This is a genomic window from Paenibacillus sp. FSL K6-1318, assembly GCF_037976905.1.
GTDB lineage: Bacteria > Bacillota > Bacilli > Paenibacillales > Paenibacillaceae > Paenibacillus > Paenibacillus amylolyticus_A.
This window is the reverse complement of record NZ_CP150270.1, coordinates 1,944,279-1,961,962: the sequence shown is the minus strand read 5'-3', so window position 1 is coordinate 1,961,962 and position 17,684 is coordinate 1,944,279. Positions and strand designations below refer to the sequence as shown.

Sequence of the window (17,684 nt, the reverse complement as noted above, 5' to 3'; positions counted from 1 at the left end):
GTCTCCCCCTCTACTTCACTCAGGAACGTTCGGGAATTTCGGGATGAATACCCGTACCGTTGTTCCCGCTCCCGGCTTCGATATAATCTGAACTTGCCCGCCAAGCTTCTCTGCCCGTTCACGCATGGTGGATAATCCGTAGGACCCTGGACGCTCGGCTTGCTGCAAAAATCCCTGGCCATCATCGCTGATGCTCATGCTGATCTGATGTTCACTCTCCCGTATGGACAGACTGACCAGTCCTGCCTCTGCATGCTTCACGACATTGGCAACCGCCTCCTGAATAACAAGAAACAGCTGGTGCTCAATGGCATCCGAGATTCCGCCATCCAGTTCCAGCTCTTTCACACCTTTGAGGCCATTCTGCCTGCAATAATCAGGAAACCAGCTATCCAGTGCCGCGGTGAGATCACGCCCTTCCAGCTCCACCGGTCGAAGTTGGGCAATAAGTCCTCGCATCTGACGTTGTGCAATATGTGACATCTGGATCAACTGGTCCAGTACTTTCCCGCCATGTTCCGGATTCATCTCCAGCAAACGCGGCAAGGATGAAGCCGACATATGCATGGCAAACAGCTGCTGGCTTACCGTATCATGGAGGTCCCTTGCCATTCGTTTGCGCTCTTCAATCACAGCCCGTTCCGAGGCTTGCTCCTTCTCAATGACTTCCTGCTCACCGAGGCGCTGAAGCAGTCTCATTTTTTTCTCAATTGAATCCATCATGACATTGAACTCCTGATATACACGACCAAACGAAGCATCATCCGCTTCAGGCATGCGCACCGCCAGATTGCCCTTGGACACTTTCAACATGTTGAGATCGAGCAAGTCGATCTTGCGCTGAAGCCGCAAAGCAGCGATGTATCCGGTGATAACGGTGGCCAGCACAACAACGGCAACATAGGTCCATGCCCGTTGACGTCCAGCCCCCATTAATACCTCTCCATACAATAGATAGAATCCACCCAGCGTAATCAGACCGGTTAGCGCAAAATACATCATCAGTTCCCATTTATTGGCCTTGAGAATTGTTCGAATCATGCGTTAACCCACCTTATTGACTTTGACGTCTCCAATAAACACACTTACAATAATCCGCACCTTTTTGCTTGCTTCACGATAATGAGCAGTTTCAGCTTGAGCACTACTCAGGAATCCGCCGCGTTTCTGGTTCAACAATGACATGTCTCCAATGAATGAATTCGTCGTCACTGTCACACCCAGATCCATATCCTCTGGTACAAATACTTTTACATCACCGATAAATGAAGAAATGACAATCTTCGTCTCCCCGTAAGGAATCTGTGCTTTGGTCAAATCAATCACGGTATCTCCGATAAAGGCCGAGATGTTCATCGGTTTTAGCGAGAACACTTCCTGTCCCATGTACAGATCTCCAATGAATGCTGATTTATTAATGGTATTGCCACTGCCATAATCTCCATAACCATTCCCGTAGCCATCGTCATAATGTTCTTCATATCCAGAATCACTGGAGTTATACGATTGATATTTCTTCTTATATTGATGCCCTTGTGATGATGAATCCGTCGATCCTGTGAAATGAGGGCCATGTGAATCGTTCTTCTGTTCCTGTTTCGGTTTGCCAAATGTTTTCTCGAATTGTTCGTCAAAGGAAGATGGCATCTCCAAATCCTCAGGGGACAACGGTTTATAAGGTTGCTCAGGTGCTGGAGGTGGCTGCATCTTGTCATGATGTTTCCGATCACGACGTCGTGGCCCAATCAGTACGAACAATCCTCCGCCAATCAGCATAACCGGAATCAGATAACGAATGAACTCCCCCATGGAGTAATCAATCCATCCCAGGTTGCGGGCAAGAAAGTATCCACCGATCGCCAGTACAATTACCGGTCCAATGAAGGCATAGCCCCCGTTGCGACGTATCTCGGAAATTCCTTTGACCCCCCACCAGATTAGAAATAACGGCCAATATGTTCTGAAAATATATCCTACATCAATGTCATATCCCAATTGTCTGAACAGGATCATCGCACCAATAGCAATAAGAGGTATGCCTACCCACCAGCGGTCACGCGTAGATCGTTTCATCGCTCATGTCTCCTTCGTCTGTATTATGTATCCAGTGTAACTCAGACAAGACAATGAGAACAGCGGCGGCAGATGGAAGTCTTCTCAGTCTCGAGACTGAGATGGGAGGATATTTTTGTAAAAGCTTCGCATATGTAAAACACCCCGGAGCTACTGCTCCAGGGTGCTGAATCATCATTTTAGTTAATGAATCTTCAATTATTTTTTGTATTTTGATGCTTTGCCTTGGCTTGTTTGGCCTGTGTTTTCTACACCAAACTCGGCATTGTATTTTTCATCAGGTGTTTGGAAATTATCTTGTACTTTGTGTTGAGCGGATTGCTTCACTTTAGCTGCTGCATTCTCTTCTCCAAACTCTGCATTGTACTTCTCGTTTGGCGTTTGGTACCCTTGTGATTTTTTAGCCACAACGAATCACCTCTCTCTTCATATTTACGCTGCATTGCTGCACCGCGGGGTTCGTCCCCAGTCAGTATTATGTGAAGAGAGCACTTCAGTTATTCATGTGAACATGTGAAATTAAATGGCCTTGTCCAACCAGGAGTCCGGTACGGATTTGTACACGTCAATCGCATCCGCCAATTCGCTGAGCATCTTTTCTGTGCACTTCCCAGCGCCTTGCCTGATCACCTGGACCTCCACATCCTTTTTGCCCCATTCCTTGTACACTTGCTTCGTTGTGGGGAAATACAGATCGATTTTATTGCCTTTGATCGCTGAACCGGTATCTGCAACAATCCCATATCCATAGCCCGGAATATACAAAATGGAACCCATTGGGAACAACTTTGGATCAGCTGCAATCGTCGAAACTGTTTCTTTATCACGACGTACTTTGACACCGGAATACGTAATTCCGTATTGGGGGTGTTTAGGTCCTTTTCCTGTGGACTCCACACCTGCCGTATATCCTGTTGCTGTCACCTTCTGTGTGCCCAGTACCTGTTCTGAACGCGGAGCAAGCACGGGCATAGCCGGATCAGCCACCTGTTTCTCGGGAAGCTCAGGCCTCGGAATGACCATCGGTTGTGGTGACCATAGCAAAGCCATATACACCATCGTTGTCAGCTGGGCCTCATCGCTGTATTGAACGCTGACCTGTTCGGGAAATTCCTGAATAGGCTTGCTATAAGTCTCAAAAACTGGACCTTCACTGCTGCTGTTGCGACTCTCGACATGCAGTACTGCACTTTCCTCTTCAAATGTATAAGCATCCGCCTGATCCAGTCCAATGATCATCCCGGCGAACATCACACAGCCAACCAGTAAACCCCGTATATGTTTTTTTTGAATTGAGAATTGCTTTTTCATTGTATAACCTCCCCCTCACTGCAAAGGTTTTCCAAAAAGCAATTAATCTATACTTTTCACAACAAACACTACGAAAAAACGCCTGAATAACATAGGTCAATCCCATGTCATTCAAGCGTTTTTTTTGATTGATCAGCGCAACTTATGCACTGGTTATCTGAATCAATTTCATAACTCACTAAAATGGATTTTTGTAACTAGATATAGACAAATCGAACCATTTAGATCTATATCTAGCCTTGATTGAAGCAGCTAAAGGTATTATGAAATTGATTCATTTAATAAATCATTTGTTCATTTACACCAAACGTGTTGCAATTTCCTCTTTCAGTTGAGCGATAATCTCATCGAGGGGTTTCATGCCCAGATCGCCTTCTCCACGCTTACGCACGGATACCGCTTCTGCATTACGCTCATTCTCACCGACAACAAACATATAAGGCATTTTCTCCAGCTGTGCCTCACGGATTTTATATCCAAGCTTCTCATTCCGCAGATCGGCTTCAGCAGAGATTCCCGCATGTTTCAGCTTCGATTCCACTTCACGCGCATAATCGTCGAAGTTTCCGGATACCGGGATCACTTTTGCCTGAACCGGAGACAACCACAGTGGGAAAGCTCCTGCAAAGTTCTCCAGCAAGAATGCTGTGAAACGTTCCATGGTACTAATTACACCGCGGTGAATAACGACTGGACGATGTTTCTGTCCGTCATCTCCTACATATTCAAGCTCAAAGCGTTCAGGCAACAGGAAGTCCAGTTGGACTGTAGACAAGGTCTCTTCTTTGCCCAGTGCTGTTTTGATCTGTACATCCAGCTTCGGACCGTAGAACGCCGCTTCACCTTCAGCTTCATAGAATGGAAGGTCAAGTTCTTCCACAACTTCACGCAGCATGCGTTGAGACATTTCCCACATCTCGTCGTTTTGGAAGTATTTCTCGGTATCCTTCGGATCGCGGTAGGACAGACGGAAACGGTATTCGTTGATACCGAAATCTTTGTACACCGTTTGAATCAATTCGATAACACGAGCGAACTCTTCTTTGATCTGATCCGGGCGTGCAAAAATGTGTGAGTCGTTCAGTGTCATTGCACGTACACGGTGCAGACCAGTTAGCGCCCCCGACATTTCGTAACGGTGCATCATGCCAAGCTCGGCAATTCGGATTGGCAGATCACGGTAGCTGTGCATGCTGGACTTGTACACCATCATATGGTGAGGACAGTTCATTGGACGGAGAACGAGTTCCTCGTTATCCATAACCATTTTCGGGAACATGTCTTCCTGGTAGTGCTCCCAGTGTCCGGATGTTTTGTACAATTCGACGTTCCCCAGAACCGGTGTGTATACATGCTGGTATCCAAGACTTTCTTCCAGATCCACAATATAACGTTCCAGAGTACGGCGCAGCTTCGCACCATTAGGCAACCAGATTGGCAGGCCTTGTCCGACCAGTTGGGAGAATGTGAACATTTCGAGTTCTTTACCCAGCTTGCGGTGATCCCGTTTGCGAGCTTCTTCAAGGAAGTGCAAATGCTCGTCCAGCTGTGCTTTTTTCACAAAAGCCGTACCATAGATACGTTGAAGCATTTTGTTTTTGCTATCTCCACGCCAGTAAGCACCCGCGACATTCATCAGTTTGAACACTTTGATTTTGCTAGTCGATGGTACGTGAGGACCACGACACAAGTCGAAGAATTCACCTTGCTCATAAATCGTGATCACGCTGTCTTCTGGCAAGTCACGAATCAACTCAAGTTTGTACGGATCGCCCACTTCTTCGAACGTTTTGATCGCGTCCTCGCGGCTAACTTCCTTACGTACAATTGGCAAATTCTCGTTCACAATACGTTCCATTTCCTTCTCAATCTTTTGCAGATCTTCGGGATTGAGCGCTTGTTCAAGATCCATATCATAGTAGAAACCATCTTCGATAACCGGTCCAATGCCAAGGCGTACTTCTTGGTTACCATATAAACGTTTCACGGCTTGAGCCATCAAGTGAGCTGTACTATGACGCATCACTTCAAGTCCTTCTGGTGAATCCAACGTGACGATCTCCACCAATGCTCCTTCATGAAGCGTTGTGGACAAGTCCACCACGATACCATCCAGCTTGCCGGCTACGGCATTTTTGCGCAATCCGCTGCTAATCGAAGCGGCTACGTCCTCAATGGTGCTGCCATCTGCGTAGTCACGTACCGAACCATCCGGTAGTTTAATGTTCACTGCCATTTGTCTCATTCCTCCTGTAAATGTAACCTTCGTGTCCAGATGTTCATGGACTGATTATCTATTGCTATTCCAGTCAGTATGCAAAGGAACGCAAAAAACACCCGTCCCGGCAAAGGGACGAGTGTTATATACTCGTGGTTCCACCCTAATTCAGCTGATTCATCCCTATTCGGAAATACAGCCCTCATTGGCATGACGATAACGGGCATGACCCGGCAGATCCTTACTCGCGGATAATCCCCCATAAAGGCGACATTCTAACTCCACTTTCAAAATTGCAGCTACAAAGGGGTAAACCATACGTGATATCCGGAGGAAATTTCAGCCAAGGTTCCTCTCTCTGCACCGATCTTGCATGTGGTTGTTGTCTTTGTCAACGCTTTTGGTTCAATGGTTCACATGAAAAAATCATGGATCAACAGTTATTATAATTGCCGAGATCACTTGCGTCAAGACCTGTCAACAATCCCGAACGCAGTACTTCACATTCGGGGCAATGATGACATATCTGCACCTTGTCTTCAAAGATCTGGCATATGGTCGAGATGATCGGCAGATCCGGGGTGCGCGTATGCAACATGACTTTCTCTGGAGAGATCGAAATGAGTGTACTTACAATCATATCTTCAATATCCATCTCCAGTTCCAGACCCGGCATCTCTACGACGACCTGCTCATCCTTTTGCACGGGTAACAGATTAAGTCCGGCATCAAGCACCTGAAATTCATGCATTCCCTTGTGCACAAGATGGACCAGGGGTACCTTGGCTTCCTGAAAAAACACAAAATATTTTAACAGCCCCATAAACTCTTCATACTGCCGATCCATCCAGAACTCATCCAGCGCATACTCCACTAATTCCTGAAGCTCCTGCTTATATGGACGTATGCGGAAATTGATAATGCCTTCAAGATGAAAAAAATGAACATCCTCCAGATCCTGACGCAGTCCACTGGCCAACGTAGTACGGCGGCGTTCCCGAAGTCCGGGTTGATCCAGATCACCATTTAATAGTAGAGGCATACATATCCGATTAACCTTTTCCACCTCGTGCTCATCCATGACAGAACATGCCTTGGCAATCATATCCTCCACCATGTTCCGTTCTTGTGTCTCCATAATGAAGTCAGCGAGTCCAAGGGAGAGCAGATCACTGATCCGGGGAAGCCATTGCTGGAAGTCTTCGTGATTCTCATTCCCTCTGCATACCCAGGTTGCTCTTCCATCATTATGTTTGAAGGTGAGCCGAAATCCTCTTTTACTTATATGTAAACCTTTGGTTTTTTCCTTGACACAACGATAAAATTGATCTGCTTCCTCTTGCCCCGATACATCGGTCCATACAGCGAACAGTTCCACAAGAATCACTCCTTTCCTTCCTGTTCAAAGTATATGGCAAGGCCGATGGGGATATACGAAGCGGATTGATGGAAAGCGTGTCATGATTTCTCAGTATATTATGAAGAGGTTTGGAGTTAAGACAAAAATGTGTTATTATTTTAATAACAGTATGTTTCACGGAAAAGGAGGGAAGCCAAAATGAGACAACAACCTAGAATACTCCATTACACCATTATTATCATTTTGTGCGTTTTCCAAGCCTTGTGCTTCCCTATTCCGATGCAGTCCGAGTCTGCCGTTGGGGTGTCTGTTGACGCAACTTCCAATAAGGAAGTGTTGCTACAAATACCCGAATCCCAGCAGAAACCTGTTATTCGCAAATATCCACAAGTCATGTCCAAGCTGATTGCGGTTACGCATAATAAGCCTGTCTTTCTTGTCCTCGCATTGTTATTGATGCTGCGAATCCCTACAACGGGTCTGTCCTTTAAACCGTGGTATTGTCTGTTCAAACGCAGATTATTTCTGCTGCCTATTAAGTTTACCAGCATGTATGTATCCCTCACCCCAATGGCACCAAAATACGTGAACGCTCTTCACTAGCCGTTACGACGTATTTACAGGTTGCTTTTGCATGGAGACACCTCTGTATTTAAGACGGTGTGCTTGTGCATAACTTATAACCCTTTTAGCACACGTTAGATAAACGAATGTTTATGACAGTACCTATTTTTGTTGTACCCACACCGACAAATTCAAATCATATGGCTGTGTCAGGAATTTCTGGCTCTGTTTACCCGCATCATTTGATGTTCCTTTGAGCAGCAGATTATTCATTTTCGGGAAATAAGCCTGTCTTCTGTGGCCAGCCCCTAATTATAAGGAGGCAACAATCCATGGATGTACGCGAAACAGATTTGCCGGGAATCGGCAAAAAATTTCAGATTGAAACAAGCAGTGGTGACAAAATCGTCATTATTATTCACGATGACGGTCGCCGGGAAATGTACCACTTCGAGTATGATGATCCCGATCAAAGTATCTCGATGATTACGCTTGACGATTACGAAGCACGACAGATTGCTGCTATTGTTGGCGGATTGACTTACAAACCGAAGCAGCTTGAAAATATTGAAGTCACGTTTGACGACCTGATTATCGAGTGGTACAAAATCGAAGCATCCTTCGGATGTATCGGTAAATCCATCGGTGAATTGGACGTACGTCAAAACTCTGGGGCAACGGTGATCGCCGTTGTAGAGAAAAATCACAAAAAACATATCAGCCCAGGTCCGGAGGTAGTTATCAGTGCAGAATCCACGGTGGTAGCCGTTGGCGAACGCAATCAGCAGAAACTGTTTAAATCCCTCCTCCTGACTGGAAGGGGGTAAATAGATGGATCATCTGATATTCGAAGTAGGTCTGGCCCTTGTGCTCATTGCGGCAGCCGGCCTTTTATCGGCAAAACTAAGATTTTCGGTCGTTCCATTTTATATTCTGATCGGTATGGCCGTTGGCCCACATGCCATGAAAATCTGGCATCTGGACTTCCGTTTCATTGAAAGTCAGCCTTTTATTGATTTTATGGGTCGGATCGGTATTCTGTTCCTGCTCTTCTACCTTGGACTTGAATTCTCGGTAGGTCGTTTAATTAAATCGGGCCGCTCTATTGCAGTTGGCGGCTCGATCTACATCGGAATTAACTTTACGCTGGGATTATTATTCGGTTTTATGTCCGGCTTCCCGGCTGCAGAAGCACTCATTATCGCAGGTATAACCACCATCTCTTCCAGTGCCATCGTAGCTAAGGTACTCGTCGATTTGAAACGAACGGCCAATCCGGAGACAGAGATGATACTGGGAATCATTATGTTCGAAGATGTATTCCTCGCTGTATATATCTCAATCTTGTCCGGACTTGTGCTCAGTGATTCATCCTCCATCGGAGGCGTCTTCATGTCCGCTCTCATTGCCCTCGGATTCATGCTTATCGTGATTATCCTTGGACGCAAAGCAACACCGTTGCTAAACAAATTGCTAAAAATTCGATCGAATGAGCTATTCTCTCTCGTTGTATTCGGAGCCTTGTTCCTGGTAGCCGGTTTCTCTGAAACCATTCATGTCGCCGAAGCGATCGGTGCATTGCTGGTTGGACTGGTGCTTGCTGAAACAGAACATGCGAAACGGATTGAGCACTTGATTCTGCCGTTCCGTGACTTCTTCGGAGCAATCTTCTTCTTCAGCTTCGGATTGTCCATTGATCCGTTGTCCCTGGGTGGCGAAGCCGTATGGCTGGCTCTGATTGCAGTTGTTATTACATTGTTCGGTAACTTCCTGGCAGGCATGCTGGCTGGACGCAGTGCAGGACTATCGCCCAAAGCATCGGCCAATATTGGTTTAACCATTGTGTCACGGGGTGAATTCTCCATCATCTTGGCGAACATGGGTAAAGCCGGTGGACTGTTACCAATGATTCAACCGTTTGCCGCGTTGTATGTACTGATTCTGGCCATTCTGGGTCCTTTATTAACCAAAGAGTCCAAACATGTATTCCGTTTATTGGATAAAATATTCAAGTTCAAAGATAATCGGAAAAAGAAAGAAGAACCGAAGGTTCTGCAGAAAGAAGGATAATTCTTATGTCTGTACAGAACAGACATACTATCGTAGTTCGCGGCTCTACGCCGATCTTTCTGTGATTAACCCAGGGAGAATGGCTCGAAAGCCGCACAAAGGAGGCTGACCTATGAAAGCACCTCTGATATCGGCTAATCCGGTGCCAAACACCGCCAAGACCAGAATATCGTCTACCCGCCGCTGGTTAAATTTGTTACTTGTAATTGCGGGCGGAATTCTGGCCTCCGTGGGACTTGAATTGTTCTTACACCCCAATAAGATCATTATTGGAGGCATTACAGGCATTTCCTCACTGTTCGCCCACTGGACCGAAATGAGGATTGGATTGTTCCTATTTTTATTCAATGTTCCGTTTATATTTCTGTCCTACAAGATTGTGCAGAAGAAATTTGTACTGGTAACTGTTCTAGGTCTGGTTGTCTTTTCGATCGGTGCCATTGTGCTTCATCCCATGCCGCCACTTGTAGAGCACCCGCTGGCTGCCGCCATGTTTGGCGGATTATGCCTCGGACTCGGAATTGGGCTTGTCGTGCGGTATGGTGGGACACTGGATACGCTGGAAATCGGTGATCCGTCTTCCCGTCCACCTGAACGTGTGTTTAGCGGGAAACGGATGCTTATCGAAAAAATAATCATGCTGCTTAACTTGTTGATACTGACAGCCGCAGGTGTTGTCTTTGGCTGGGACCAAGCGATGTATTCCGTAATCGCCTATCTTATAGCTTATGAAATGGTGTACATTGCGTTCAGGGGATTCTCTTCCAAACGCAAAATATGCATTTTGACTACGCAAAGCTCTCAAGTTGAAAAAGCTGTACGCAAACGGCTGCGCCGTGAACCTGGAACGCTGGAAGCAGCTTCTGACTCAACACAACTCGCTATGGCGGATGGGTGGATCAAACAGATCCCGGGTGCACTTTATTATGAGGTACACGTGCTGGAGATGATCTGGTTGAAGTCCATTGTGCGTCATATTGATCCACATGCGGGCATTGTAACAAATCCGGAAAAATAAAAAAACGCTCTCTTCCCCTATGGATGGACAGTATTGTCCAACAAGGTCAGAGAGCGTTTTTTCTGTTATTATAATTAATTGATATTATAGTTCAACGATAGCTTTGACTACATGTGAATCTGGCAATAGCCATTGGTCTATTGCAGAAGGTAACTCATCAAATTCCACACGGTGTGTAATATAACCATCCATGCTTAATTTCTTTTGACGCAAGGTCGACAGGACCTGTTCAAAATCTTCACGGGTTGCGTTTCTACTGCCCAGGATGCTCATCTCCCGCTTGTGAAACTCAGGATCATGGAAGGTAATATCTGCTTTTACCAGCCCTACAAAAATGAGTTGACCACTATGCGCCACATATTGAATGGCTTCATTCATGGAGTTCACGTTACCGGTTGCGTCAAAAACAGCCGTAGCATAGTCACCTCCGGTGATTTCAGCCACTTGTTCTACAGTACGCTCATTGGCCTGAACCAGGTCATCTGCTCCAGCCCAAGTCCGGCTAAGCTCCAGCCTGTCCAGATTACGATCAACGGCAATAACACGTGCTCCCGCCTGTTTGGCGAATGCCATCACGCCAAGTCCAATGGGACCAGCTCCAATCACGACCACATGCTCACCAGGCTTGATTCCTGCTCTCCTGACGGCATGGGCACCAATGCTTAATGGTTCTACCATCGCTGTCTCATCTAGCGTCAATCCTTCTGCTGAGAGCAGATGTGAGACAGGCACGCTGATTCGTTCTCTCATGCCTCCATCGACGTGCACACCCATGACCTGCATGGACACACAGCAATTACTTTTTCCACTACGACATGCAATACAATGACCACAGTGCAGATACGGAATAATACTTACCTGATCCCCTGGTTGTAGCCCTGCATCGTTCGGACCAATCTCTTCAATAACAGCCGCCAGTTCATGACCGAGTACGCGAGGATAGGTAAAGAATGGCTGATTGCCTTTATACGCATGCAGATCCGTTCCACAGATCCCAATCCGCCGAATGGAAATCAATGCCTCCCCTTCTGCTCTTTCCGGTTGAGGAAGATCTTGCAGCTCCAAACGGTCTATTTTTTCACATACAATGGCTCTCATCATTGTTCCCCCTTGGATGCTTCTGATGGCATGTTGCTATACTTAGTATTATATTCAGGACGTCCGCTTGACCACGTCTCATTATGCAATGGTGCCAGAATGCGCAGCACTTCCTCCAGTAGACTCTGATCTATCGGTTCTTCTATCCACGTTGCGTTATTGATGATATTGCGTTGATTGGCACTGCTCACCAGTGTTGTGGGAATTTGTTCATTCGAAGTGGAGAATTGCACTGCCAGCTTGGCAATGTCACTGCCTTGTTCTGCACAGAAGCGGGCAGCCTTCAGGCAGAGCTGTTTCACCCGTTCATTTGCCGGATGCCAGGCAGGAGCACCTCGGGTACTTAACAAGCCCATAGAAAGAGGCGAAGCATTAACAAGGCCAATTTCTTTCTTTTCCAACAAAGGTAACAACGATAATAATGAGGTATCATTCAATGAATAATGACAATACGAGATAATGGCATCGGCATCGATCTGTGGCAGAACCTTCTCGAACAACGGCAAAGGCAGTCCGCATATCCCCGCATGACGAATAACTCCCTGCTCTTTCAGCCGCAGCAACGTTGGAAAGGCTTCTTGTACAATGACCTCTGCTGGTACAAATTCAATATCATGCAGGAATAAAATATCAATATAGTCCGTATGCAGTCGATTCAGACTCTCTTGCACACTATTCAGAATCCGCTGACGTGAAAAATCAAACTCATTTTCCCCATACCGTCCGGCCTTGGTAGATAAAATATACGAACTGCGCGGCAAGCTACGAATGGCCTCGCCCAGCACTGTCTCTGCCTTCGTCAGTCCGTAGTAAGGTGAAACGTCTATGTAATTCATCCCCGCATCTACGGCAGCATGAACAGTACGAACCCCTTCGTCTCGGTCAATGTCACGAAATACAGAACCGAGTGAGGATGCTCCAAAGCTCAATACAGGTACGTCCAGTTCTGTCTTTCCAAGTATTCTTCTCTTCATCCGTTGGCTAGCCCCTTCCCAGCATGTCTGACTACACAAGTTCCTTCTCATTGTAACAGTTCAATTTCAATATAAAATATCGGCAATTGCGTAACATGTACTGTTTAATGACCTCGATCCGCAGAATAAAATCAAAAAAGCCCGCCGTCTCTCCAAACGGAGTAGTCGGCGGACTTGGCTTTATCCATACTCATCTGCGATCAGTATGGATAAGCGTATTTTCTAATAAAATATTAGTTCTGCATTACGAAATCTTCATGCACGGAATTCTCTTCGTCGAACATGCGCACGATGTCATATCGCGTGTTACGTTGTGCCGGAATATAACCGGACTCCCGAATCAAACGGAGAATGGATTCAATGTTAACTTTATATGTTGCACCAGCAGCAGATACAACGTTTTCTTCAATCATCGTGCTACCGAAGTCATTACAGCCAAATTCAAGCGACTTCTTACCGATCTCAGGACCCATGGTTACCCAAGAGGATTGAATGTTCTTGATATTATCCAGCACCAGTCGGCTGATGGCTACAGTCTTCAAGTATTCTTCCGGCGTCTGACGCTCCAGCTTGAGGTTCGTATTATCCGGTTGGAAAGTCCAAGGAATGAACGCCAGGAAACCTTCGGAGTCATACTTGTTCGCAATACATTCGTCCTGAGCTTCACGTACACGGAGCAAGTGCAATGCACGCTCTTCCATCGATTCACCAAGGCCGATAACCATTGTTGCCGTAGTGTTCATGCCGATGCGGTGTGCAGTTTGCATAACGTCCATCCAATCCCGCCATGAACCTTTCAAGCGGCTAATCTTCCGACGTGTGCGGTCATCGAGAATTTCAGCGCCGCCGCCAGGCAAGGAATCCAGTCCAGCTTCGTGAATGGCACGGACAACCTCTTCCAATGTAAGGCCATCGGAAACTTCAACCATTTTCATAATCTCAGCTGGTGAGAACGAGTGCATCGTGATGTTCGGGAACCGCTCCTTGATGGCTTTCAACAGGTCTGTGTAATAGCTGAAAGGCAGGTTCGGATTCGTTCCGCCTTGCATCAGAATTTCCGTACCATTCACATCTTCCGTTTCCTGAATCTTCTGGAAAATAACTTCATCCGGAAGCACATAACCTTCATCCGAACCAGGTCTGCGGTAGAAAGCACAAAAACGGCAGTACACATCACACACGTTCGTGTAGTTGACGTTACGCCCAATTACAAATGTTCTGTATGGTTCAGGGTGCATACGTTTCATAATGACATTAGCAGCTGCCCCGATTTTGTCCACTTCATTGGATTCAAATAGCTGAATCGTGTCTTCCAAGTCTAAACGTTCGCCCCGAAGGGCTTTATCTAAGATACGGTCTACCGTACTCATCGTAAAAAAGCCTCCCTCATGAAGAGAAATTATATAACGATCCGTCCCAACTTGTTCAAGAGAAGCAAGTTCTGGTGGCAACATCGTATTTCTGTACTCCACATATCGTAACACAGGTTACATGTGAAAAAAAGCACCTTATGTACAGGTGCTTTAAAAATAAGTAAAAATTTTTACATATATAATCAAATTTATTCGATATTAAACGATACGCATAGGCGTATTCGGGTACCCTTCTTTTCTAGGATTCCTGAAGTGCTTGTTCCAAATCTACAATCAGATCTTCAATGTCTTCCAGACCCACAGAGAAACGCAGCAACCCATCCGTAATACCTCGGTCACGGCGAACCTCAGCCGGCATTGCCGCATGAGACATCATCGCCGGGTAAGACAAAATGCTCTCCACAGCTCCCAAGCTTACAGCAACAATGGGTAGCTTCACCCGGTTAAGGACTGCTTTTGCCCGATCGCCTGAACCGACGTCAAACGAAACGACAGCTCCATATCCTGTTGACTGACGCTCATGTGCCTCGCGGCCCGGATGATCCTTCAGCCCTGGATAAAAGACAGCGGTAATATCACTGCGCTCATTAAGCCAAGCTGCCAGTTTGGCTGTGCTCTGTTCACTGTGAGCCATGCGAGCCCCCAAGGTTTTCATGCCGCGCATCAGAAGCCAGGATTCTTGTGCACCAAGTACAGTTCCGAGTCCATTTTGCAACTGTTTCAGTTGTACGCCAAGTGATTCCGTGCGAGCAACGGCTAACCCTGCCAGTACATCACTGTGACCTCCGAGAAACTTCGTAGCACTATGTACGACGATATCCACACCCAGCTCAATTGGACGCTGATAGTAAGGTGTCATAAAGGTGTTATCCAGAATCGTGATCAGGTCATGTTCCTTCGACCAATTAGTCACGGCAGCGATATCCGTGATTCGCAGTGTCGGGTTGGACGGTGTTTCCATATAAACTGCCTTAGTGTTTGGCTTGAGCGCCGCTTTTACTTCATCTATATTGGTCATGTCTACAAAGGTCGTCTCGATCTGCATACGGCTTAATATGGAAGTAAGCAAACGATACGTACCTCCATATACATCTTCCGTTACAATCATGTGATCCCCTGCGGAGAACATCATGAACACGCTGGATATCGCGGCCATTCCCGATGAATAGGCGAATCCTCGTGCTCCACCCTCCAGCAGTGTGATGTAATCTTCCAAAGCCTGACGTGTCGGATTACCCGAACGACTGTAATCATGCTGAGGTGGATTGAAAATATCAAAATGATGGAACGTCGAAGCTTGATAGATCGGTACACTCGAGGCTCCAGTTGTTTTGTCGATCTCATCACCGAAATGAAGCAATTTGGTATCAAATTTCAACTCGGAATTGGGCTTGTTATTGAACTCACTCATGAGTGCACGCCTCCTTCCACTTCCTGTTGTGCAGCTGTCAGCGCATTGCCAAGATCTGCAATCAGATCATCTGCATGTTCAATGCCCACGGAGAACCGAAGCAGACGGTCATCCACACCTACAGCGTCACGAATTTCAAGTGGTATATCCGCATGCGTTTGTACCGCCGGGTAAGTCATAAGTGATTCTACGCCACCGAGACTTTCGGCAAAAGCGATCAGTTTGATATGACGCAGCAATGGTTCAACATAACGTGCATCCTTCACTTTGAAAGAGAAGATACCTGTGTTACCCGTGGATTGTTTATTCTGAACTTCATACCCCGGATGATCCGACAAGCCTGGATGATATACTTCACCTACTGCCGGATGCTCAAGCAAGTATTTGGCAATGGTAAGCGCATTGTACTCGTGACGCTCCATGCGAAGAGCCAGCGTTTTCATGCCTTTCATCAACTGGTAGGAATCACTTGGAGACAACACGGCCCCAATTGAATTATGCAGGAACGCCATTTCCGCAGATAATGCCTCACCTTTAGTTATGATTAATCCGGCTAGCACATCATTGTGTCCGCCCAGATATTTGGTAGCACTATGAATGATGATATCGGCACCCAGTTCAATCGGACGTTGGAAAAATGGAGTCAACAACGTGTTGTCAACAATTGTCAACAGGTTGTAACCTTTCGCCCAGGAAGCGACAGCTTCAACATCGGTAATCATCATCAGTGGATTGGTTGGTGTCTCGATGAATACAGCTTTGGTATTCGGCTGACGAACATTCTCCAGTGCTGTAAGGTCATTCGTGTCCACATAACTTGCAGTTACGCCGAAACGGGACAAGATGCGTTCAAGCAGACGATAGGTTCCGCCATACAGATCCAGCGATACAATCAGATGATCCCCTTGACCAAACATGGCAAAGATGGTTTGCAGCGCAGCCATACCCGAGCTACAGGCGAACCCTGCATCACCGGACTCCAGCGCTGCGGCTGCTTCTTCCAACACTTTGCGTGTTGGGTTGGTCGTACGAATATAATCAAACCCCGTGCTTTGTCCAAGCTTCGGGTGGCGAAACGCAGTGGATTGATAGATCGGAAAGTTAATGGCGCCTGTTACCGGTTCATTGATGGACCCAATTTGTGCTAAGCGGCTTTCGATTTTCAACTTGTTGTTGTCTTCCATTGCTGCATCCTCCTGTAATCTCGATTAGATTTGCGGGCCAATATCGTAAGGTGTTTCTTGATACACATAGTAATTGAGCCAATTAGAGAATAATAAGTTGGCATGAGCGCGCCAAGTAGCCGGTGGCACACGGGAAGGATCATCATTCGGATAATAATGTCTAGGCAATGCGATATCCAACCCTTTGGCTGCATCCCGGTCATACTCCCACTTTAATGAGAAGGGGTCATACTCGGCATGTCCTGTGGCAAAAATTTGTTTGCCGTCTTTGGTAGCAACCAGGAAAATACCGGCTTCTTCGGATTCAGCCAAAATCTCTAAATTCTCATTCTTTTCAATATCTTCGCGTCTCACTTCCGTATGACGGGAATGTGGAACGTTGAATACTTCATCGAATCCACGCAACAACGGAACATGAGGCTTGTTGATCGTATGCGGGAAAACACCAAAACACTTTTCATCAAGCGCAACCTTGGGTACGTCAAAATGATGGTACAAACCTGCCTGGGAAGCCCAACATATGTGCAGAGTTGAAGTCACATTAGTTTTGGTCCATTCGAAGATCTCCTGGATTTCATTCCAATAGTTCACGTCTTCGAAATCCATCTGTTCCACAGGTGCACCCGTAATGATCATGCCATCGAAACGGCGGTGCTCAATCTCATCGAAGGTTTTATAGAACAGATCCAAATACTCCTGAGACGTATTCTTCGACGTATGGGATTTGGGATGTACCAGAACGACATCCACCTGAATGGGCGTGTTTCCGACCAGACGAAGCAATTGTGTTTCAGTCGTTTCCTTTGTAGGCATCAGGTTTAATATAGCGATACGGAGTGGACGAATATCCTGCTTGTATGCAGAAGTTTCATCCATGACGAAGATATTCTCTCCTTCGAGTACTTCTTTTGCTGGTAGAGTATCGGGTATTTTGATTGGCATGGTAAGTCTAACTCCTCCTTGTGCATAAATAGATGCAGCCACCGCTGGCTTGATGTCTTCACATCAATACAGTTATAGGCTGCCATGA

Annotated in this window: 16 protein-coding genes; 4 read left to right on the top strand and 12 right to left on the bottom strand. The window is 46.4% G+C overall.

Annotated features, from left to right (window positions below):
• Positions 1–15 precede the first annotated feature (15 nt).
• From NYE45_RS08795 to NYE45_RS08770, 6 genes are all read right to left on the bottom strand, one after another.
• Positions 16–1,041, bottom strand: coding sequence for a sensor histidine kinase (locus tag NYE45_RS08795; protein WP_062833474.1), 1,026 nt, complete (start codon positions 1,039–1,041; stop codon positions 16–18).
• Positions 1,042–1,044: 3 nt separating this feature from the next.
• Entirely contained in the window at positions 1,045–2,073 is a 1,029-nt protein-coding gene (liaF, locus tag NYE45_RS08790) for a cell wall-active antibiotics response protein LiaF (protein WP_340016405.1), read from the bottom strand.
• Between the two features lie 198 nt (positions 2,074–2,271).
• Positions 2,272–2,481, bottom strand: a complete 210-nt coding sequence (locus tag NYE45_RS08785; protein ID WP_062833472.1) for a hypothetical protein — start codon at positions 2,479–2,481, stop codon at positions 2,272–2,274.
• A gap of 111 nt (positions 2,482–2,592) precedes the next feature.
• Complete coding sequence (locus tag NYE45_RS08780; protein WP_340016404.1) at positions 2,593–3,384, bottom strand: 3D domain-containing protein; 792 nt, start codon at positions 3,382–3,384, stop codon at positions 2,593–2,595.
• A gap of 298 nt (positions 3,385–3,682) precedes the next feature.
• A complete protein-coding gene (gene thrS / locus NYE45_RS08775) occupies positions 3,683–5,620 on the bottom strand; it encodes a threonine--tRNA ligase (RefSeq protein ID WP_340016403.1) in 1,938 nt (645 codons plus the stop codon).
• Positions 5,621–6,035: 415 nt separating this feature from the next.
• A complete protein-coding gene (locus tag NYE45_RS08770) occupies positions 6,036–6,989 on the bottom strand; it encodes a putative sporulation protein YtxC (protein WP_076330275.1) in 954 nt (317 codons plus the stop codon).
• A gap of 171 nt (positions 6,990–7,160) precedes the next feature.
• On the opposite strand from NYE45_RS08770, the gene NYE45_RS08765 reads away from it, so the two are divergent.
• The 4 genes from NYE45_RS08765 (at position 7,161) to NYE45_RS08750 (ending at position 10,614) form a co-directional block, all read left to right on the top strand.
• Positions 7,161–7,565, top strand: a complete 405-nt coding sequence (locus NYE45_RS08765) for a hypothetical protein (RefSeq protein ID WP_062833469.1) — start codon at positions 7,161–7,163, stop codon at positions 7,563–7,565.
• 293 nt (positions 7,566–7,858) lie between these two features.
• Entirely contained in the window at positions 7,859–8,353 is a 495-nt protein-coding gene (locus tag NYE45_RS08760) for a cation:proton antiporter regulatory subunit (RefSeq protein WP_062833468.1), read from the top strand.
• Between the two features lie 4 nt (positions 8,354–8,357).
• Positions 8,358–9,596: a cation:proton antiporter gene (locus NYE45_RS08755; protein ID WP_062833467.1), complete on the top strand. Its 1,239-nt coding sequence runs from the start codon at positions 8,358–8,360 to the stop codon at positions 9,594–9,596.
• A gap of 112 nt (positions 9,597–9,708) precedes the next feature.
• Positions 9,709–10,614, top strand: coding sequence for a YitT family protein (locus tag NYE45_RS08750; protein WP_076330274.1), 906 nt, complete (start codon positions 9,709–9,711; stop codon positions 10,612–10,614).
• An 84-nt stretch (positions 10,615–10,698) separates the two neighbouring features.
• Here the strand turns inward: NYE45_RS08750 and NYE45_RS08745 are convergent, their stop codons facing one another.
• From NYE45_RS08745 to metA, 6 genes are all read right to left on the bottom strand, one after another.
• Positions 10,699–11,712 (bottom strand): zinc-binding alcohol dehydrogenase family protein, encoded by a 1,014-nt coding sequence (locus NYE45_RS08745; RefSeq protein WP_340016402.1) that lies wholly within the window; start codon positions 11,710–11,712, stop codon positions 10,699–10,701.
• The gene (locus NYE45_RS08740) at positions 11,712–12,686 is read right to left on the bottom strand and encodes an aldo/keto reductase (protein WP_340016401.1); all 975 of its coding nucleotides are present in this window, start codon (positions 12,684–12,686) and stop codon (positions 11,712–11,714) included. The genes NYE45_RS08745 and NYE45_RS08740 overlap by 1 nt, the downstream gene beginning before the upstream one ends.
• 233 nt (positions 12,687–12,919) lie before the next feature.
• Positions 12,920–14,056, bottom strand: coding sequence for a cyclic dehypoxanthinyl futalosine synthase (gene mqnC / locus NYE45_RS08735; RefSeq protein ID WP_124113707.1), 1,137 nt, complete (start codon positions 14,054–14,056; stop codon positions 12,920–12,922).
• 241 nt (positions 14,057–14,297) lie between these two features.
• Positions 14,298–15,470: a PLP-dependent transferase gene (locus NYE45_RS08730; RefSeq protein ID WP_340016400.1), complete on the bottom strand. Its 1,173-nt coding sequence runs from the start codon at positions 15,468–15,470 to the stop codon at positions 14,298–14,300.
• Positions 15,467–16,654: a PLP-dependent transferase gene (locus NYE45_RS08725; protein ID WP_340016399.1), complete on the bottom strand. Its 1,188-nt coding sequence runs from the start codon at positions 16,652–16,654 to the stop codon at positions 15,467–15,469. Before NYE45_RS08725 ends, NYE45_RS08730 begins: the two co-directional genes overlap by 4 nt.
• A 24-nt stretch (positions 16,655–16,678) precedes the next feature.
• A complete protein-coding gene (gene metA, locus NYE45_RS08720) occupies positions 16,679–17,596 on the bottom strand; it encodes a homoserine O-succinyltransferase (RefSeq protein WP_062833461.1) in 918 nt (305 codons plus the stop codon).
• Positions 17,597–17,684: the final 88 nt, after the last annotated feature.